The sequence below is a fragment of the Pseudomonas sp. B21-021 genome, assembly GCF_024749205.1.
Taxonomy (GTDB): domain Bacteria; phylum Pseudomonadota; class Gammaproteobacteria; order Pseudomonadales; family Pseudomonadaceae; genus Aquipseudomonas; species Aquipseudomonas paraglycinae.
This window is the reverse complement of record NZ_CP087192.1, coordinates 989568-1008768: the sequence shown is the minus strand read 5'-3', so window position 1 is coordinate 1008768 and position 19201 is coordinate 989568. Positions and strand designations below refer to the sequence as shown.

Annotated in this window: 16 protein-coding genes; 9 read left to right on the top strand and 7 right to left on the bottom strand. The window is 59.5% G+C overall.

The annotated features are described in order from the left end of the window. Positions 1-35: 35 nt before the first annotated feature. Both LOY31_RS04290 and kdgD read right to left on the bottom strand, forming a co-directional pair. On the bottom strand, positions 36-1475 hold the full coding sequence (locus tag LOY31_RS04290; RefSeq protein WP_221534374.1) for an aldehyde dehydrogenase family protein: 1440 nt from the start codon (positions 1473-1475) through the stop codon (positions 36-38). A 61-nt stretch (positions 1476-1536) separates the two neighbouring features. Further along, the gene (gene kdgD, locus LOY31_RS04285; protein ID WP_007953624.1) at positions 1537-2448 is read right to left on the bottom strand and encodes a 5-dehydro-4-deoxyglucarate dehydratase; all 912 of its coding nucleotides are present in this window, start codon (positions 2446-2448) and stop codon (positions 1537-1539) included. 236 nt (positions 2449-2684) lie between these two features. Between kdgD and LOY31_RS04280 the strand changes: the two genes are divergently transcribed. The 4 genes from LOY31_RS04280 (at position 2685) to LOY31_RS04265 (ending at position 5045) form a co-directional block, all read left to right on the top strand. Then, positions 2685-3983: a phospholipase gene (locus tag LOY31_RS04280; protein WP_258712911.1), complete on the top strand. Its 1299-nt coding sequence runs from the start codon at positions 2685-2687 to the stop codon at positions 3981-3983. Positions 3984-3994: 11 nt separating this feature from the next. Then, the gene (locus LOY31_RS04275) at positions 3995-4186 is read left to right on the top strand and encodes a hypothetical protein (protein ID WP_085608067.1); all 192 of its coding nucleotides are present in this window, start codon (positions 3995-3997) and stop codon (positions 4184-4186) included. A 102-nt stretch (positions 4187-4288) separates the two neighbouring features. After that, positions 4289-4663: a hypothetical protein gene (locus tag LOY31_RS04270; protein WP_085608066.1), complete on the top strand. Its 375-nt coding sequence runs from the start codon at positions 4289-4291 to the stop codon at positions 4661-4663. 136 nt (positions 4664-4799) lie between these two features. Then, a complete protein-coding gene (locus LOY31_RS04265; protein WP_258712910.1) occupies positions 4800-5045 on the top strand; it encodes a hypothetical protein in 246 nt (81 codons plus the stop codon). 147 nt (positions 5046-5192) lie between these two features. Here the strand turns inward: LOY31_RS04265 and LOY31_RS04260 are convergent, their stop codons facing one another. The 4 genes from LOY31_RS04260 to LOY31_RS04245 all read right to left on the bottom strand — a co-directional run bounded on the left by LOY31_RS04260 (position 5193) and on the right by LOY31_RS04245 (position 9760). Further along, a complete protein-coding gene (locus LOY31_RS04260) occupies positions 5193-5939 on the bottom strand; it encodes a FadR/GntR family transcriptional regulator (RefSeq protein ID WP_085608064.1) in 747 nt (248 codons plus the stop codon). A 181-nt stretch (positions 5940-6120) separates the two neighbouring features. Then, positions 6121-7848: an ABC transporter ATP-binding protein/permease gene (locus LOY31_RS04255; RefSeq protein ID WP_007953641.1), complete on the bottom strand. Its 1728-nt coding sequence runs from the start codon at positions 7846-7848 to the stop codon at positions 6121-6123. A gap of 96 nt (positions 7849-7944) precedes the next feature. After that, positions 7945-8505, bottom strand: coding sequence for a response regulator transcription factor (locus LOY31_RS04250; RefSeq protein WP_003221630.1), 561 nt, complete (start codon positions 8503-8505; stop codon positions 7945-7947). Next, positions 8498-9760, bottom strand: coding sequence for an ATP-binding protein (locus tag LOY31_RS04245; protein ID WP_085608063.1), 1263 nt, complete (start codon positions 9758-9760; stop codon positions 8498-8500). The genes LOY31_RS04250 and LOY31_RS04245 overlap by 8 nt, the downstream gene beginning before the upstream one ends. Before the next feature lie 226 nt (positions 9761-9986). On the opposite strand from LOY31_RS04245, the gene LOY31_RS04240 reads away from it, so the two are divergent. Beyond that, positions 9987-10703 (top strand): SIMPL domain-containing protein, encoded by a 717-nt coding sequence (locus LOY31_RS04240; protein ID WP_085608062.1) that lies wholly within the window; start codon positions 9987-9989, stop codon positions 10701-10703. A 187-nt stretch (positions 10704-10890) separates the two neighbouring features. Here LOY31_RS04240 and LOY31_RS04235 read toward each other — a convergent pair whose 3' ends face one another. After that, positions 10891-11250 (bottom strand): DUF6124 family protein, encoded by a 360-nt coding sequence (locus tag LOY31_RS04235; protein WP_258712909.1) that lies wholly within the window; start codon positions 11248-11250, stop codon positions 10891-10893. A gap of 911 nt (positions 11251-12161) precedes the next feature. On the opposite strand from LOY31_RS04235, the gene LOY31_RS04230 reads away from it, so the two are divergent. The 4 genes from LOY31_RS04230 (at position 12162) to LOY31_RS04215 (ending at position 19140) form a co-directional block, all read left to right on the top strand. After that, a complete protein-coding gene (locus tag LOY31_RS04230) occupies positions 12162-13763 on the top strand; it encodes an ABC transporter substrate-binding protein (protein ID WP_258712908.1) in 1602 nt (533 codons plus the stop codon). A gap of 260 nt (positions 13764-14023) precedes the next feature. Continuing rightward, positions 14024-15649 carry an ABC transporter substrate-binding protein gene (locus LOY31_RS04225; protein WP_221534386.1) on the top strand — a complete coding sequence of 542 codons (1626 nt, stop codon included), beginning with the start codon at positions 14024-14026 and terminating at the stop codon, positions 15647-15649. Positions 15650-15948: 299 nt separating this feature from the next. Then, positions 15949-17547: an ABC transporter substrate-binding protein gene (locus tag LOY31_RS04220; RefSeq protein ID WP_085608058.1), complete on the top strand. Its 1599-nt coding sequence runs from the start codon at positions 15949-15951 to the stop codon at positions 17545-17547. 177 nt (positions 17548-17724) lie between these two features. Further along, positions 17725-19140, top strand: a complete 1416-nt coding sequence (locus LOY31_RS04215; protein ID WP_007953663.1) for an OprD family porin — start codon at positions 17725-17727, stop codon at positions 19138-19140. The last annotated feature ends 61 nt before the right edge of the window (positions 19141-19201 follow it).

Below are 19201 nucleotides of genomic sequence, written 5' to 3'. Positions count from 1 at the left end.
GGCCTCAGGCGAAGGCCCGGCGCGGGTGCAGCGATTTACGAACCGATGTAGCTGGTCTTCACGACCGTGTAGAACTCTTGCGCATAGCGGCCTTGCTCACGTGAGCCATAGGATGAACCCTTACGGCCACCGAACGGAACGTGGTAATCGACACCGGCGGTCGGCAGGTTGACCATCACCATCCCGGCCTGGGAATGACGCTTGAAGTGGTTGGCGTACTTCAGCGACGTGGTGGCGATACCCGCCGACAGACCGAATTCGGTGTCATTGGCCATGGCCAGTGCAGCGTCGTAATCGGCTACGCGGACGATGTTGGCCACCGGGCCGAAGATCTCTTCGCGGCTGATGCGCATCGACGCCTCGCTGTCGGCAAACAGGGTCGGCGCGAGGAAGTAACCCTCGGTGTCACAGGTCACCAGACCGCCGCCGCTGACAACACGTGCACCTTCGGACTGACCGATGTCGATGTATTTCAGGTCCTGTTCAAGCTGCGCTTGCGAGACCACCGGACCGATGTCGGTACCGGCCTTCAGCGCGTGGCCGACCTTGATCGACTTCATGCGCTCGGCCATGGCTTCGACGAACTTGTCGTGAATCCCGGCGGTAACGATCAAGCGGCTCGACGCGGTGCAACGCTGGCCGGTGGAGTAGAACGCACTCTGCACCGACAGCTCCACCGCCTGCTTGAGGTCGGCGTCGTCGAGAATGATCTGCGGGTTCTTGCCGCCCATTTCCAGCTGAACCTTGGCCTGGCGCGACACACAGTTGACCGCGATCTGACGGCCCACACCGACGGAGCCGGTGAAGCTGATGCCGTCGACTTTCGGGCTGTTGACCAGCGCTTCACCGACCACGCGGCCACTGCCCATCACCAGGTTGAACACGCCGGCCGGGAAGCCTGCGCGGGAGATGATTTCGGCCAGCGCCCAGGCGCAACCCGGCACCAGATCCGCCGGCTTCAACACCACGCAGTTGCCGTAGGCCAGGGCCGGAGCGATTTTCCACGACGGGATGGCAATCGGGAAGTTCCACGGGGTGATCAAGCCGACCACACCGAGCGCTTCGCGAGTGACTTCAACGTTGACGCCCGGGCGCACCGACGGCACGTAGTCGCCGGACAGACGCAGGCATTCACCGGCGAAGAACTTGAAGATGTTGCCGGCGCGGGTCACTTCGCCGATGGCTTCGGGCAGGGTCTTGCCCTCTTCCCGGGCCAGCAGGGTGCCGAGTTCTTCGCGGCGGGCGAGGATTTCAGTACCGACTTTGTCCAGCGAGTCGTGACGGGCCTGAATGCCCGAAGTCGACCACGCCGGGAACGCGGCGCGCGCGGCGTCGATGGCGGCGTTGACCTGAGCCAGGTCAGCCTTGGCGTAATCGCCGATGGTGTCGCTCAGCTCGGACGGGTTGATGTTGACCGAGTAATCGTTGCCGGCGACCCATTCACCGTTGATGTAGTTGTCATAGCGCTTGGTCACGAATCATTCTCCTGACGCAAAAGGCCGCTGATCGCTCAGCGGCCTTGTTTATAGAGTTGTGTTACTGCGCACCTTGCTTGTCGATCAGCGCGGCGAGCATTTCGTACTCTTCGCGGGTCAGGTCGGTCAGCGGCGCCCGCACCGGGCCTGCGTCATAGCCGGCGATCTTGGCGCCTGCCTTGACGATGCTCACGGCGTAACCGGCCTTGCGGTTGCGGATGTCCAGGTACGGCAGGAAGAAGTCGTCGATGATCTTGCCGACAGTGGCGTGATCTTCGCGGGCAATCGCGTGGTAGAAGTCCATCGCGGTTTTCGGGATGAAGTTGAACACCGCCGACGAGTAGACCGGCACGCCCAGGGCCTTGTAGGCCGCGGCGTAGACTTCGGCGGTCGGCAGACCACCGAGGTAGCTGAAGCGATCGCCGAGACGACGACGGATCGACACCATCAGTTCGATGTCGCCCAGACCGTCCTTGTAACCGATCAGGTTCGGGCAGCGCTCGGCCAAACGTTCCAGCAGCGGCGCGGTCAGGCGGCAGACGTTGCGGTTGTAGACCACCACGCCGATGTTGACCGATTTGCACACCGCTTCAACGTGGGCGGCAACGCCGTCCTGGCTGGCTTCGGTCAGGTAGTGCGGCAGCAGCAACAGACCTTTGGCGCCCAGACGCTCGGCTTCCTGAGCGTATTCGATGGCCTGGCGGGTCGAACCGCCGACACCGGCGAGGATCGGCACGCTGCTGGCGCAGGTGTCGACGGCAGTCTTGATGATTTCCGAGTATTCGCTGGCAGCCAGGGAGAAGAATTCACCGGTGCCACCGGCGGCGAACAGGGCTGAAGCACCGTACGGGGCCAGCCATTCCAGGCGTTTGATGTAGCCAGCGCGGTTGAAATCGCCCTGGGCATTGAAATCGGTCACCGGGAACGACAGCAGGCCGGCGGAGAGGATGGACTTCAGTTCTTGTGGATTCATTATTCGAACACCCTGGTAGCAACGTTTTTTTGTGAGTGGACCGTTCAGCCTTCGCCGAAGTTGTAGGTCATCGTACAACTTAAAAGATAACCGTCAACTGCATTTCATCGCTGGAGGGCATTTTTTGTCGGACAAGATTTCTTTTTGACGTAGGAGATTTCTCGACTAGGCTCGATTTAACTGTATATGCATACAGTTAAATAAGAATCCACCGACGACATATCAAGGAGAAAGAAATGTCCGGTCTACAAACAAAATGCCTTGAAAAACCCTCACCGGTCATCGCCCGATTCGATGATCTTTTTACTCCCGGCGGCATCACCTTCAGCGCCGAAAATCCACACCTGTTGCTGCACATCGCCGACTCGCACAGCGATGTCGAACCCGTGACCACTCCGCCCGCTCAAGCCTTGAAAGGCAAACCGCAGTTACGCTTCGAGGGCGCGGAACACACGGCTATCGGCGATAACACCCGGCTGCGCTTTGTTGAAAATGCCGAGCCGGTGCTTGCGCAAAACGTAGCGCTGCATCTGCCGAACGGGTTGGCGCTGACCTACGGTCAGGTGCTGGCGCTGGGCGGTGATTTCTACGGAGTCGTCGACCGTCCGATCAACGAAGGTGCGACTCCGACTGATCGCCTTCAGCGCTTCACGGCGGCCTTCGACAGCCTCGCCGTACTGCCCGCTTCAAAGGCCGAAGCACCACAGATTCTCGCGATCATGCAGAAGGAGATCGACGCGGTTAAACAGGCGATCAAGGACGGCAAGAAACCCCATGAGGCTTATGACGCTTTGGGAGATACGTTGTCGGAAGAGTGGAACAAGATTACCGGCGGCGGCAGTTTTGTCTCGGCGCTGTTCCCGCTCGGTCGCTATCTGAAACTGGCGGCGAACAACGCCGACCACTTCGGCGAATGGGCCCGACAGGCCTACATCGCCGGGCACACCGCCGCCCTGCAAACCGCCGCTGCCGCCCACGCCAGTCAGGACGAACTGCAACTGGAACGGGCCTACGCGATGAACGCGTTCGCCGACCACTACCTCACCGATCTGTTCTCCTCCGGGCATCTGCGGGTGCCGCGCAAGGCCATGGCCGCAGCGGTGACACCGAGCGACCTGGGCTCGCTGATCACTCGCTTCATGCATGACGAAGACAGCAAGTTCGGCCTTAAGGTGCGTAACGGACATGGCGAGCAATGGCGGGCGTTCGGTGACAAGCGCTACTTCGACGCCACGGACGCCGACAACCGAAATCAGGTGAATCTGGCGGTGCAGGACTCGGCGGACGAGGTGTATGCCGCCTATTCAAGCGGCAACGTGCCGGCCACCTTCAACGCACTGCAACGGCTGCCGGACCTGACTTTCGTGATGAGTCTGGCCAACAACTTCTCGCCACTGTTCCGCGTTCAAGGCAACAAAGTCCTGCGGCGCAAGGACGTCAACAACCTCAACGACACCGCCACCGTCGACGACTGGTGGGGCTGGAGCACTTACCTGCTGCTCAAGGACTATCACCCAACCGGCAACACGAATTAAGGAGCGATTCGATGACTATCAAATTGAAACTGGAACTGGCCTCGGGCCAATCGTTGAAAGGTGCGCCGCTGCAACTGCTGCGTGACGGCGTGGCCATCGCCCGGGCGTCGGTGGATGCTCAGGGCCAGGCAACGTTCGACGTCAGGCCCGGCCCGGGCAAACTGGCGATCAGGGTGGATCGATCGATTCTGCCCCGCAGCTGAAATGCCCGGACAAGATTGCCCCGGCGCGCCTCACCGATTCGCCGGGTAAAGTGCGACGACTGCCGCGAAGGATCGCGGCAGATCTTTCAAGGAGAACGAAGCATGACGTTTGCCGCTGCACACCTTCCGCAATTCCCCGACCACGCCAGCGACTCGATCATCCTGCGGTTATCGACTCTGGATGACGACCTGACCGTTCAGGTACCCGATGGCCAGAACACACCGCCGAACTGGGATGTGTACCCGATCCTCGGCGATGATCCGGAAGAGCCTGAATGGCAGGGTTTGTCGGAGCCGACCGGCGCCTGGGATGACGCACTGGATGACATGGTCGGCATGACGGGAATTGAACTGAGCATCCCCAGATTCGAACTGGAAAAGTACCTGAACAGTACCGTTGAGCTGCGCTACAAGTTCGCCGATGAGTCCAGTCTGGAGCCGTGTTCCGAACCGTTGAAACTGTACATCGAAGCTTGATCGTCACGCATGACGGGATCAATGACGACCGTTTGTCGCCACTGTCATTTCTGACAGTGGCGCACCGGCACACAAAGAAGCTCAACTGGCGGGGTGCAATAAGATTGCACTCACCCCGACTCAAGGAGAGTTTGTCATGCAGACACTGCAAGTATCACCTTTAAATCTACTTGCCCCAGCGGAAGCACCTCAGGCGCCAAATGGAGTGCTGGACACCCAAAAACTGAATGGCGTTTTTCTGCTCGATTTCTTTTATGAGGGGAAAGCAGCAAACCAACAGATCGACATAACAATTGAAGTCAAGCCCGACCGCTTTAGCCCCCTATTCCATGGGGCACCAGATTTACGACCTCGACAGCCGGAAAGGAACAGGTCTCTCTGAATTCAAGAAGCCTTTTCGGCTATCAATTCAAAAGTGGGTCCGTAGTAATCAGCTACCTCGTAACGATAGACGGCCCCCCGCAACCATCAAAGGCATTACCGTTATCTATCGTCGACACCGCATGACGTTTTCCCGCCCTTCCAGAGTTCAACCCTGCGCCTGCGCCTCTTCATGCGCCTGACGCAGCCGTTCGCGGCTATTGGTCAGGTGCAGGCGCATGGCCGCGCGGGCGGCATCGGAATCCTGGCGGGCGATGGCCTCGTAGATTTCCTCGTGCTCGCGGCTCAGGCGATTCATGTAGTGCTGCTGATCGTCATGGGCCAGACGCGCCGAGTTCAGGCGCGTGCGCGGAATGATGCTGGTGCCCAGGTGGGTCATGATGTCGGTGAAGTAGCGGTTGCCGGTGGACAGCGCGATTTGCAGGTGGAACTGGAAGTCCGACGCCACCGCATCACTGGCGTGGGCGACGCTTTCGTTCAGCGCATCGAGGGCAGCACGCATGGCGGCCAGTTGTTCGGCACTGCGACGCTGCGCGGCGAGGCCGGCGGATTCGGTTTCGAGGCTGATGCGGAGTTCGAGAATCGCCAGCACGTCACGCAGGGTGACCACGGTGGCGGGGTCGATCCGGAAGCCACTCGGGCTCGGTGTATCGAGCACGAAAGTGCCGATGCCGTGGCGGGTTTCAACCTGACCTGCGGCCTGTAGCCGGGAGATCGCCTCGCGCACCACGGTGCGGCTGACGCCATGAGCTTCCATGATTGCCGACTCGGTGGGCAATTTGTCGCCACGCTTGAGCAGACCATCGCGGATCTGCTCGGTCAGCACCGTCACCAGTTCCTGAGCCAGGCTGCGGCGCTTGCGAGGGAGGCGCGGGGTGTCGATCGGGTTTTCCATGGTCTGCGTTTGTCTCGAAATATCGGCTTGAAGGGCATCATAGCGCAAGCGGGTTGTACGATCACTTGTCACACCATCTCTGTGGGAGCGAGCTTGCTCGCGAAGCGGTTTTTCAGGCAACAGATTTGTCGTCTGAGATGACGCCTTCGCGAGCAAGCTCGCTCCCACAAAGGGTGTGTGATCAGGCCGTCACGGTCTGTTCCACCAGATGCCCGCCATCGATCCGCACATGCCGTGGATGGAAGCGCTTGAGGCTGCTGCGATGGCCGACGCTGACGATGCTCAGGCCCGGCAACTGGTCGATCAGCGCCTGATACAGCGTGGCTTCGTCTTCTTCATCCATCGCCGATGTCGCTTCGTCCATGTACAGCCATTGCGGTGCATAGAGCAGCGCGCGGGCGAAGGCCAGACGTTGCTGTTCTCCCGGCGAGAGCATGCGCTGCCAGTGGTTGGCCTCGTCCAGTCGAGCCACCAGATGCGGCAGACGGCAGGTTTCCAGCACTTGTGCATAACGCTCAGGCGCGTAGGTGTCGCCCGGTTGTGGATAACTCAAGGCGTCGCGCAGGGTGCCGATCGGCAGATACGGTTTTTGTGGCAGGAACAGATAACGCGAGGCCGGCAAGCGAATACTGCCGTGCCCGGCTGGCCACAAATGGCCCATCGCCCGCAGCAGCGTGGATTTACCGCTGCCGGAGCGGCCACTGAGCATCACGCGGTCGCCCTGCTCCACGGTCATGTCGGCGCTGGTCAGCAGATGACGACCGTCGGCTAGATCTAGGCCCAGGTTATGAACCTTCAACTCATCGCCCTGATTCTGCACGTCGATGGCCGGTGCACGTTCTTCGTTGTCGGTCATGGCCTGGCGGAAACTCAGCAGACGATCACACGTGGCGCGCCACGCGGCGAGATCCGAATAGGCGTTGATGAACCAGCTGAAGTTCTCCTGCACGTTGCCGAATGCCGAGTTGATCTGCATCAGCTCACCCAGTTCGATCTTGCCGGTCAGATAACGCGGGGCCGCGACGATGAACGGGAAGATGATTGCGATCTGGCCGTAACCCGAGGTGAAGAACGTCAGGCGCTTGGACACCCGCATGATGTCCCAGAAGTTGTGCCAGACCAGACCGAAGCGATTGCTCAGGCGACGGTTTTCGTTCGGTTCGCCGTTGTACAACGCAATGCTCTCGGCGTTCTCACGTACTCGCACCATGGAGAAACGCAGGTCCGCTTCGAAACGTTGTTGTTGGTTGTTCAGGCCGATCAGGCGTCGACCGATCAGGTGCGTCAGCCAGCTGCCGACCGCCGCATACAGCAGCGCACACCAGAACATGTAGCCGGGAATCTCGATGCCGAACACCTCGATGCTGCCGGACACGCCCCACAAAATGATCGAGAACGATACCAGGCTGACCACCGTGCGGATCAGGCCCAACGCGAGGCTCAAAGTGTTGCTGGTGAAGGTGTTGAGGTCTTCGGAAATCCGCTGGTCAGGGTTGTCGGTGTAGCCGCCCTGCTCCAGCTGATAATAGTTTTTGTGCCCGAGCCAGCGCTTGAAATGGTTCTCGGTGAGCCATGCCCGCCAGCGGATGGTCAGCATCTGCGTCAGGTACAGGCGATACACCGCGCCGAGGATCGCCACCGCCGCAATGCCGCAGAAATACAGGATCAACTGCCAGAACGCCGCCTCGTCCTTCTTTTGCAGGGCGTTATAGAAATCCTTGTACCAACTGTTGATCCACACCGAGATCGCCACGCTGAACAACGTCAGCGCGATCACGGCGATCAGCAACGTCCAGGCCTTGCCCTTCTCTTCGCTGCGCCAGTAAGGCGTGGTCATGGCCCACACCTTGCGAAAAAACTGCCCGCGCACAGTATCGTTGACCGCGGAATATTCAGCGTTCTGATTCATGGAAAAGGCTCGATAAAGAAAAGAACAGACACGCACCGATCATAGATGATCGGTGCGCTTTATCGCGAGGGCTGGCGATGGTCGTTCAGCGCAGGTTCAGCGACGAACCGGGCGCTTCTGCAGTTTGCGCTGCAGGGTGCGACGGTGCATGCCCAGGGCGCGGGCCGTGGCGGAGATGTTGCCTTCGTGCTCGGTCAGCACACGCTGGATGTGCTCCCATTGCAGACGGTCAACCGACATCGGGTTTTCCGGCACCAGGCTGTCGAGGTCGGCGTGCTCGGACAGCAGCGCTGCCAGCACATCGTCGGCGTCGGCCGGTTTACACAGATAATTGCAGGCGCCGCGCTTGATCGCTTCGACCGCAGTGGCAATGCTCGAGTAACCGGTGAGGATCACCACGCGCATTTCCGGGTCCAGCTCCAGCAGCTTCGGCAGCAGGACCAGACCGGAGTCGCCGTCCATTTTCAGGTCCAGCGCGGCGTAGTCCGGCAGATCGGCCTGGGCGATGGTCAGGCCTTCTTCGGCGGAACCGGCGGTGCTGACGCGGAAACCACGGCGGGCCATGGCACGGGCCATCACCCGGGTGAAGGTCGCGTCGTCATCGACCAGCAGCAAATGCGGCAGTTCTTCGCCTTCGACTTGGATTTCGTCACTCATGTTGCTCTCCTCGGGCGCCGTGGGGCAGGCGCAGCTCGGTGAGCGTGCCGCCTTCCTCATGACTATAGAGTTTCACTGAGCCGCCGGCGCGTGTCACGCTGGCCTTGCTCAAAAACAGGCCCAGGCCGAAACCTTTGCCCTTGGTGGTAAAAAACGGTTTGCCGATCTGCTCGGCGATGGCCAGCGGCACACCGGCGCCATGATCGCGGATGCTGATTGTCAGGTCTTCGGCGGTCCAGTCCAGGGTCACCTGAAGATTTTCCGGGCAGGCGTCGGCGGCGTTGTTCAACAGATTCAACAAGGCCTGGGTCAGATCCGGCGGCGGCGCCACACGTGGCAGCGGGCCCTGGCCCAGACGCAGGAAGCGATAACTGGCCTCCGGGCGCATCAGGTGCCAGCGGTTGAGCGCCTCGTCGAGCCACTCGGTGACGTCCTGCATCTCCACCGCCATCCGGCGATTGGCTTCGGCAGCGCGCACCAGTTGTTGCAGGGTCTCCTTGCAAAGCTTCACCTGATCTTTCAACACCTTCAGGTCTTCCTGAAGCATCGGGTCGTGGTGATCCTGCTGCATTTCGTTGAGCAACACGCTCATGGTCGCCAGCGGCGTGCCCAATTCATGTGCGGCGCCCGCGGCCTGAGTCGCGACGGCCAGCAATTGCTGATCGCGCAGGCCTTCTTCCCGGCGTATCGCGCGCAACTCTTCCTGCCGGCGCAGCTCTTCAGCCATGCGCGCGGCGAAAAACGTAATCACCGCTGCCGCGAGGGCAAAACTCAGCCACATGCCGTAGATCTGCAGGTTCTCCCGGGCGACCGGCAGGGTCTCCAGCGGATAGAAATGCGTCAGCATCAGCGTGTACAAGGCCAGCGCAATGCCCGACAGCACCACCGAATAACGCCATGGCAGCGTCACCGCAGCGATGGTCAGCGGCACCAGATAATACGAAACGAACGGGTTGGTCGAACCACCGGAGAAATACAGCAAGGCACTGTGGATAACCAGATCGCAGGCCAGTTGCAGCGCGTATTCGAGCTCGGTGACCGGCCACGAAGTGCGCAGGCGCACGGCGGTGAACACACACAGCAGAATCGAACAGCCGAGGGTCATCACCAGTTGCACCCACGGCAACGGCAACAGATCCAGCCAGTAGGCCAGGCCCACGGAACCGGCCTGCGCGGCGAGCACCAGGGTGCGAATGAAAGTCAGCCGCCAGAGGTTCTGGCGAGTGGCGGAAGTCAGTTGTACGGGGGCGAGCATGAGCTCTCCTGATGAGCGCTCCAGGCGGATCGCACGGAGTATAACCAAGGCGCGGGCTCGAGAGGCGAAAGTGCGGCAAACGACCACATGGCAAAAAGCTTCGCGGCGGCTATAAGGCCCATCTGTATAGAAGTTGTAACTGGGCGAACCGGATCATAAAAGCTAGAGTCTGATGGTTTCACGCAGGCCCCCGAACCATCACCTGCGCCCTCATCAAGGAGCTTTCATGCACACATTTCGCCGCAGCGCCGCCCTTCTCGCCCTGACCGTCGGCAGCATCGCCAGCCTTCCGGCGCTGGCCGCCGATGAGCTGCACTACAACCAGATTTCCCTGCGCGCCGAAGTCAGCCAGGAAGTGGCCCGCGACCTGATGATCGTGACCCTCTACACCGAAGAACAAAACACTGACCCTGCCAAACTCGCCGCCGACGTCAGCACCACCATGAACAAGGCACTGGCCCAGGCCAAGCAAGTCAAAGACATCACCCTGCGCCAGGGCAGCCGCAACAGCTACCCGATCTACGACACCAAGGGCCAGAAAATCACCGGCTGGCGCGAACGCGCCGAACTGCGCCTGGAAAGCGCCGACTTCGCCGCCCTGTCCAAACTCACCGGCGAACTGCTGACCGACCTGAAAATGGGCGGCATGGACTTCGCCATCGCCGACCCGACCCGCAAGGCCAGCGAAGACAAACTGCTGAAAGAAGCCGTCACCGCCTTCAAGGCCCGCGCACAACTGGCCACCGACGCTCTGGGCGGCAAGGGTTACAAAATCGTCAACCTGAACCTCAACAGCAACGGCTTCCCACAACCGTACATGCGCGCCCCGATGATGATGAAAGCCGCCGGCATGGACGCAGCACCGGTCACGCCTGAAGTCGAAGCCGGCACCAGCCAGGTCAGCCTGACCGCTGATGGCTCGATTGAAGTGTTGATGCAGTGATTGAATGACGGCTGAATGAAAAACCGGCGATCAGAAAATGATCGCCGGTTTTTTTATGCCCGGAATTTGTGGTGAATCATCCACCGCCATCGCTGGCAAGCCAGCTCCCACAGGAACTCCAAATTTACTGAAAGGGCGCAGGAGCCTGTGGGAGCGGGCTTGCCCGCGATGAACGATAACGCGGTCGTCAGGTTTGCGGATCAACCCGATCCAGCGCGCGGTTCACTGCAAGCTCGGCCAGCATGATGATCTGCTGGATACCGAGCGCCGTACTGCGTTGCGGGCCCGAAAGCTCATTGGCGAAATTGCTGGCGATGGTATTGGCCGAGGCCAGGGATTCGCAGGCATTGGCCAGCAGGCTTTCGGTGTCGACGTTGGGCGTGACCATATACATCGTGCTCGGGCGCGGTTTGGAAGGGTTGGGGCAAAGATAGAAATCGAGGGCGCGTTTGATGGCTTCGCGGTTGCGAGCGAGGTCTTCGGCGCGCATGGCTTCTTCGAGGGGCGTGGGTGATTCGAGGGGTGGGTCGGGGACAACCTTGTTCATTGATTAACTCCTTGCTGACTTGAAGCCACCAAATGCCGTTCTCACGCGGCGAAGAGGTGGCAGCTATGTGCGGGGTGAGAAACCGGGCAAGGAGATTCCGGCCAGACCGAAGTCTGCCCGCACACGGCCGCCATAAATCAATTACAGGCAGCAGAAATGCTGGCGGCAATTATGGTCGGACTGGCGTTCGAATGACACTCGCTTGCCTAGGTTCTCACACCCAATCACAGAGTTTTCTGCGACAACCAAAGACTAGGGATCGTGCTTCCGACGGACAACCTGAAAACCTTGTGGGAAGGTTCGGTGAATCCCACACATCTTTAAACATTCGAAAATGGAACGCGGAGCGTCCCGGGCTGCATTCCCACGCGGAGCGTGGGAACGATCAAGCAGTCCGCAGTTGCCTTCCGCTTTCCGCTTTCCGCTTTCCGCTTCTCGCTTTCCGCTTCTCGCTTCTCGCTTCTCGCTTCTCGCTTCCCACCACTCAACACGATGAGCGTTAGCTCGAGTAAAGCTCTTGATCTTTTGGCCCCTTCGGAAGGCTGAGTGGAGGGATTTGTCCGGGGGTGGGAGCGCAGCGACCGTTTGGCGAAGCCAAACACATCGAGAGGAGGTGCAGCGAAGCAAACCGTAGGCGATGCCCCCGGATGAATACCGGAACGAAGGAACCCCGAGCCCCAGCGAGGGGCCGAACGCCGGGGCCCAAGACCTTTGGTTACTTTGGGGCGTTTGCCAAAGTGACCCGCTGTAAGAGCGGAACCATAAGAAGCCGTTACCGCAGCAACGGATATGCCCCCAACCACCCCAGATATACCGAGATAGACGCATCCCCTCAAAAAACGATATTTCCGAACACCCCCAAATCCCCGCTACCCTCAAACAACAACCTCCTAAAAACCCACGGGCCACACATGCATAGATCCACCCTGAAACCACTCCTGATCACCCTCGCCCTGGCAACTACCGCACCCTTCGCAAACGCAGCAACAACCCTGGTCTACTGCTCCGAAGCCAGCCCCGCGGGCTTCGACCCCAGCCAATACACCAGCGGCACCGACTTCGACGCCTCCGCCGAAACCGTCTTCAACCGCCTAACCCAATTCAAACGCGGCGGCACCGAAATCGAACCCGGCCTGGCGACCAATTGGGACGTAACCCCGGACGGCCTCCAGTACACCTTCCACCTGCGCCAAAACGTAAAATTCCACACCACCGACTACTTCACCCCGACCCGAACCTTCAACGCCGACGACGTCCTGTTCACCTTCCAGCGCCTGCTCGACCCGGAAAACGCCTTCCGCAAGGCCTACCCCGCCGAATCCCCGTACTTCACCGACATGGGCCTCAACACCACGATCAAATCCGTGGAAAAGCTCGACGAAAACACCGTGCGCTTCAACCTGAACAACGTCGACGCCGCCTTCGTGCAAAACCTCGCCATGAGCTTCGCCTCGGTGCAATCGGCCGAATACGCCGCCCAACTGTTGAAGGAAGGCCACGCCGCCGACCTCAACCAGAAACCGGTCGGCACCGGCCCGTTCGTGTTCAAGCGCTACCAGAAAGACGCGCAGATCCGCTACGCGGCAAACAGGGATTACTGGAAACCCGAGGACGTGAAGCTCGACAACCTGGTGTTCTCGATCACTCCGGACGCCGCCGTACGCCTGCAAAAGCTCAAGACCGGCGAATGCCAGGTCAGCGGCTACCCGCGCCCGGCCGACATCGAAGTGATGGAAAAAGACCCGAATCTGCGAGTGTTGAAGCAGGCCGGTTTCAACCTCGGCTTCCTCGCCTACAACACCACCCACCCGCCGCTGGACCAGCTCAAAGTGCGCCAGGCACTCGACATGGCCATCGACAAACCGGCGATCATCAAGGCGGTTTACCAGAGTGCCGGGCAGCTGGCGCAAAACGCCTTGCCGCCAGCGCAATGGTCGTTCGATCCGAACATAAAAGACGCGCCGCACGACCCTGTCAAAGCCAAGGCGCTACTCAAGGAAGCCGGGGTTGCACCCGGTACAACCATCAACCTCTGGGCCATGACCGTGCAGCGCGCTTCGAACCCGAATGCGCGGATGTCGGCACAGATGATCCAGCAGGATTGGGAGAAGATCGGTATCAAGGCCAACATCGTCAGCTATGAATGGGGCGAGTACATCAAGCGCGCCAAGAACGGCGAACACGACGCGATGATCTACGGCTGGACCGGTGACAACGGCGACCCGGACAACTGGCTGGGCGTGCTTTACAGCTGCGCGGCGGTAAAGGGCAGCAACTACGCCAAATGGTGCGATCCGGTTTACGACAAGCTGGTTCAGCAGGCCAAGGTATCCACCGATAAATCGCAACGGGTAAAACTGTATCAACAGGCGCAACTGATCCTTAAACAGCAAGTGCCGATCACGCCGATCGCCAACTCCACGGTGCTCCAGCCGCTGCGCAAGGAAGTCACTGAATTCAAGATCAGCCCATTCGGTCTAACCCCCTTCTATGGCGTGGGTATAAATAAGTAACACCCGGCCCCAATCCGGCGCGCACAACGTGACCAGTGCACCGTTTTGGGGCTTCGTTTGCACCGTAAAAACCGTCCGCAAACGGTCAAATGCGTCAGAAGTTATACGGATGCGACATTAAGGTACGTTCGTGCCACGCTTTGACGCCGCCGAGCGCTCTGGATCTTGCATTGGGTATGGGCCCTGCATAAGTATCCGCAGGCACGACTCACGAGGTCGTACCTCACAACTAAAAAATGACAACAAATCATGAGGCCAACATGCTTAAACACGCGGTCATTCCGTTTTTAGTCGGCGCAGGCTTGTTAGCCTCCGCACCTTTCGCCACCGCTGCGACTAACCTGGTGTTCTGCTCCGAAGGCAGCCCGGCCGGTTTCGATCCAGGCCAATACACCACCGGAACCGACTTCGACGCCTCTGCCGAAACCATGTTCAACCGTCTGACCCAGTTCGAGCGTGGCGGTACCGCCGTGATTCCTGGTCTGGCGACCAAGTGGGACATCTCGGATGACGGCCTGACTTACACCTTCCACCTGCGCGAAGGCGTCAAGTTCCACACCACCCCGTATTTCAAGCCGACTCGTGAGTTCAACGCCGACGACGTGCTGTTCACCTTTAATCGCATGATTAACAAGGATGACCCGTTCCGTAAGGCGTACCCGACCGAATTCCCGTACTTCACCGACATGGGGATGGACACAAACATCACCAAGATCGATAAAGTCGACGACCACACCGTCAAGTTCACCCTGAAAGAAGTCGACGCCGCGTTCATCCAGAACATGGCCATGAGCTTCGCTTCGGTTCAGTCCGCCGAGTACGCAGCCCAGCTGCTGAAGGAAGGCAAGGCTGCCGACATCAACCAGAAGCCGATCGGCACTGGTCCATTCGTGTTCAAGAGCTACCAGAAAGACTCCAACATCCGCTACACCGGGAACAAGGACTACTGGAAGCCTGAAGACGTGAAGATCGACAACCTGATCTTCGCCATCACCACCGACCCGTCGGTACGTATCCAGAAGCTGAAAAAGAACGAATGCCAGGTCACCCTGTTCCCTCGTCCGGCCGACCTCGCGGCACTGAAAGCCGATCCTACGCTGAAGATGCCTGACCAGGCTGGTTTCAACCTGGGCTACATCGCCTACAACGTGATGGACAAGGTCAAGGGCAGCAACGAGCCTAACCCGCTGGCCGACCTGCGCGTTCGTCAGGCGCTGGACATGGCTGTGAACAAGCCACAGATCATCGACTCGGTTTACCAGGGCGCAGGCCAACTGGCTGTCAACGCCATGCCGCCGACCCAGTGGTCCTACGACACCACCATCAAGGACGCCAAGTACGATCCTGAGAAAGCCAAGCAGCTGCTCAAGGAAGCCGGCGTCAAGGAAGGTACCGAGATCGTCCTGTGGGCGATGCCCGTTCAGCGTCCGTACAACCCGAACGCCAAACTGATGGCTGAAATGCTTCAGTCCGACTGGGCGAAGATCGGCCTGAAAGTGAAGATTCAAAGCTACGAATGGGGCGAGTACATCAAGCGCTCCAAAGGTGGCGAGAACCAGGGCATGCTGATTGGCTGGAGCGGTGACAATGGTGATCCGGACAACTGGCTCAACGTGTTGTTTGGTTGCGACTCCCTGAGTGGCAACAACTTCTCCAAATGGTGCGACAAGAAATTCGACGGCCTCGTGAAAGAAGCCAAGCGCACCACTGACCAGGCCAAGCGCACCGAACTCTACAAAGAGGCGCAACACGTCCTCAAAGATGCAGTCCCTATGACACCTATCGCTCACTCGACGGTGTATCAACCCATGCGCGCCAACGTGCAGGACTTCAAGATCAGCCCATTCGGCTTGAACTCCTTCTACGGCGTCAGCGTCAGCAAATAAAGAAGCAGCGGCGACGTTTTCAGCGTCGCCGCTGTTTTTTTTGCCGAGAAGTCAGGAATTTGCCTACAGCCTTTTCCAACCGGTCTTACCAGGTTGGTTTAGGACGTGTTGCCTTTTCCTACGAGTCTTTAGGACTCAGCGCATTTACTGCCAGACCCACGGCCCCTACCGTCGGGTTCTGACCAGTGACTGCGTGGGCTATCGGTTTTGCTGCCGTATTGGTTTGAGCTCAATGTCGCCACAACTTCCCTGGACGGGATCGCGGCGCATTGAAAAACACTAAGAAAAGAGGGAGCGTCATGCGCCATACCTTGGTTTTTTCCGCATTGCTGGGCGCCGGCCTGTTGGCCGCCACGTCCGCCAGTTACGCCGCCAGCAACAGCCTGGTGTTCTGCTCCGAAGGCAGTCCGGCCGGTTTCGATACCGCGCAGTACACGACGGCGACCGATAACGACGCCGCCGAGCCGCTGTACAACCGACTGGCCGAGTTCGAAAAAGGCGCGACCAATGTCGTACCGGGCCTGGCAACCAGCTGGGATATTTCCGAGGATGGTCTCAAGTACACCTTTCACCTGCGTGAAGGTGTGAAGTTTCATACAACGCCGTACTTCAAACCTACGCGCGATCTCAACGCCGACGACGTGCTGTTCACGTTTAACCGCATGCTCGATCCGCAACAGCCTTTCCGTAAGGCTTATCCGACCGAGTTTCCGTATTTCAACGGGATGAGCCTCAACAAGAACATCGCCAAGGTCGAAAAGACCGGGCCGCTGACCGTGCAGTTCACGCTCAACAGCGTCGACGCCGCGTTCATCCAGAACATCGCCATGAGCTTCGCCGCCATCCTGTCTGCCGAATACGCCGACAAGCTGCTGGCCGAAGGCAAGCCGAGCGACATCAACCAGAAGCCGATCGGCACTGGTCCGTTCGTGTTCAAGAGCTACCAGAAAGACTCGAACATCCGTTACACCGGCAACCCGCACTACTGGGATCAGAGCCGGGTGAAGCTGAAGAACCTGATTTTCGCGATCAATACCGACGCTTCGGTACGTGTGCAGAAGCTCAAGGCCGGCGAATGCCAGATCACCCTGCACCCGCGCCCTGCCGATGTGCCGGCACTGAAGAACGATCCGACACTGCAATTGATCGAGAAGCCGGGCTTCAACCTCGGCTACATCGCCTACAACGTGCGCCACAAGCCGTTCGATCAGCTCGAAGTGCGTCAGGCGCTGGACATGGCAGTGAATAAACAGGGGATTCTCAACGCTGTTTATCAAGGCGCCGGCCAACTGGCCGTCAACGCCATGCCGCCAACCCAATGGTCCTACGACGACACCATCAAGGACGCCGCCTACAACCCGGAAAAAGCCAAAGAGCTGCTCAAGGCTGCCGGCGTCAAGGAAGGCACCGAGATCACCCTGTGGGCGATGCCGGTACAACGGCCGTACAACCCGAACGCCAAACTGATGGCCGAGATGCTCCAGGCGGACTGGGCCAAGATCGGTCTGAAAGTGAAGATCGTCAGCTACGAATGGGGCGAGTACATCAAGCGCACCAAAAATGGCGAGCACGACATCAGCCTGATCGGCTGGACCGGTGACAACGGGGATCCGGACAACTGGCTCGGCACGCTGTACAGCTGCGACGCCATCGGCGGCAACAACTACTCCATGTGGTGCGATCCGGCTTACGACAAGCTGATCAAACAGGCCAAGGTCGTCACCGACCGTGACCAGCGCACCGTGCTCTACAAACAGGCCCAGCAACTGCTCAAGCAGCAAGTGCCGATCACGCCTGTCGCTCACTCGACGGTCAACCAGCCACTGAGCACCAAAGTCGAAGGGTTCAAAGTGAGCCCGTTTGGTCGCAACGTGTTTTCGGGTGTCAGCATCGATTAAACACAAAACCGATTAGCCGCAATGCTGAGGGGGCCGTCTACCCCCTCACGCAAGCGCTTTGCCGAAATTCGCCAATCAGACCTTTTGCAAACGTTTGCGATGTGTGAATGAGTTCTAAACCAATAACCGGCCAACCCAAAAAAGCCGGCATAAAAAGAAAGTAAAGGAGCTTCACCCATGAAACTGAGCAATACCGCGATATTGGCCTTGGCCATCAGCAGCATCACCGCCACGGCTTACGCGGAAACCCAAAGCCAGGCGTTCACCCCGGTGACCGTCAACGAGAAGAGCGCCCAGGCTGAAGCCACCGGCTTCCTCGAAGGTCAGTCGATCAGCGGCTCGACCCGTAACTGGTACGCCAACGAACAACTGAAACGCGGCGGCAAGTTCACCTATCGCAAGGATGGCGTGGCCACCCCGACCGACCGCCGTATCAACTGGGTGCAAGGCACCATCGTCAAGTACAACTCGGGCTTCACCGAAGGCACCGTCGGTTTCAGCACCGAAGTGGCGGCGTACAATGCCATCGCGCTGGAGCGTGATCGCGAGAACCTGGCGTCCAACAACGGTGGCGCACCGGGCACCCGTCCAGGCGCGGGCAACAACCGTACCCTGACCCGTGAAGGCGGCGAAGCCCAGGGCCAGTGGAGCAAAGTCGGCCTGGCCAACGTCAAGGCGCGCATCTCCAACACCACCCTGACCGCCGGCCGCATGAACTTCAGCAGCCCGCAGGTCGACGTGATCGGCAACCGTCCGCTGCCATCGAGCTTCGAAGGTGTTGCGATCCACAGCGAAGAGCTGAACAACCTGTCCTTCGACCTGGCCTCGTTCGACCGCGTTTCGCCGCGTACCGAAGAAAGCCTGAGCAAGTTCCGCTCCGAATACGGCGCGATCGATGCCGAAGCCGACCACGTCCACACCGGCGGCATCTCGTACCAGCCGTTCGCCAGCCTGACCACCAGCCTGTGGGGCACCCAGGCCGAAGACCTGTGGAACCAGTACTACTTCGGCGCCACCCACGTGCTGGGTGACAGCTCGGTTCTGGCTCTGACCACCGGTCTGAACTACTACAAGACCGTGGACGAAGGTAAGAAGAAACTGGGTGAAATCGACAACGACACCTACTCCCTGTCGTTCGGTCTGACTCACCAGGCGCATACCCTGACCTTCTCCTACCAGGAAGTGAACGGTAACGAGTACTTCGACTACCTGCACGAAACCAACGGCATCTACCTGGCCAACTCCCTGCTGTCGGACTTCAACGGCCCGAACGAGAAATCCTTCCAGGTGGCCTACGGTCTGAACATGGCCGAATACGGCGTGCCAGGCCTGAAGTTCAACATCTACCAGGCCCGCGGCTGGGGCATCGACGGCACTCACTACAAGGGTGGCGGCTACGACGGCGTGCAGTCGATGGACGGCGAGCACCACTATGAATACGGCATCGGTGCCGCTTATGCGGTACAGAGCGGTCCTCTGAAAGCCACCACCGTTCGTGCGACCTACACCGCGCACCGTGCGAGCGAGAACCAGGCTGACGGCAGCATCAACGAGTTCCGTCTCGTAACCACCGTTCCATTCAACATCCTGTAAAAACGCCAGCCGACGGCTGACTCAGTGACGAGTCGGCCGTTCGGCTTTTTGTCTTCAACCG

What these genes read in the sequence shown, in the direction of transcription:
- LOY31_RS04235 (WP_258712909.1), bottom strand. Translation starts at nt 11,250, where the DNA reads ATGAACAAGGTTGTCCCCGACCCACCCCTCGAATCACCCACGCCCCTC.
- LOY31_RS04250 (WP_003221630.1), bottom strand. Translation starts at nt 8,505, where the DNA reads ATGAGTGACGAAATCCAAGTCGAAGGCGAAGAACTGCCGCATTTGCTG.
- LOY31_RS04270 (WP_085608066.1), top strand. Translation starts at nt 4,289, where the DNA reads ATGACGTTTGCCGCTGCACACCTTCCGCAATTCCCCGACCACGCCAGC.
- kdgD (WP_007953624.1), bottom strand. Translation starts at nt 2,448, where the DNA reads ATGAATCCACAAGAACTGAAGTCCATCCTCTCCGCCGGCCTGCTGTCG.
- LOY31_RS04220 (WP_085608058.1), top strand. Translation starts at nt 15,949, where the DNA reads ATGCGCCATACCTTGGTTTTTTCCGCATTGCTGGGCGCCGGCCTGTTG.
- LOY31_RS04265 (WP_258712910.1), top strand. Translation starts at nt 4,800, where the DNA reads ATGCAGACACTGCAAGTATCACCTTTAAATCTACTTGCCCCAGCGGAA.
- LOY31_RS04275 (WP_085608067.1), top strand. Translation starts at nt 3,995, where the DNA reads ATGACTATCAAATTGAAACTGGAACTGGCCTCGGGCCAATCGTTGAAA.
- LOY31_RS04255 (WP_007953641.1), bottom strand. Translation starts at nt 7,848, where the DNA reads ATGAATCAGAACGCTGAATATTCCGCGGTCAACGATACTGTGCGCGGG.
- LOY31_RS04245 (WP_085608063.1), bottom strand. Translation starts at nt 9,760, where the DNA reads ATGCTCGCCCCCGTACAACTGACTTCCGCCACTCGCCAGAACCTCTGG.
- LOY31_RS04215 (WP_007953663.1), top strand. Translation starts at nt 17,725, where the DNA reads ATGAAACTGAGCAATACCGCGATATTGGCCTTGGCCATCAGCAGCATC.
- LOY31_RS04240 (WP_085608062.1), top strand. Translation starts at nt 9,987, where the DNA reads ATGCACACATTTCGCCGCAGCGCCGCCCTTCTCGCCCTGACCGTCGGC.
- LOY31_RS04280 (WP_258712911.1), top strand. Translation starts at nt 2,685, where the DNA reads ATGTCCGGTCTACAAACAAAATGCCTTGAAAAACCCTCACCGGTCATC.
- LOY31_RS04225 (WP_221534386.1), top strand. Translation starts at nt 14,024, where the DNA reads ATGCTTAAACACGCGGTCATTCCGTTTTTAGTCGGCGCAGGCTTGTTA.
- LOY31_RS04260 (WP_085608064.1), bottom strand. Translation starts at nt 5,939, where the DNA reads ATGGAAAACCCGATCGACACCCCGCGCCTCCCTCGCAAGCGCCGCAGC.
- LOY31_RS04230 (WP_258712908.1), top strand. Translation starts at nt 12,162, where the DNA reads ATGCATAGATCCACCCTGAAACCACTCCTGATCACCCTCGCCCTGGCA.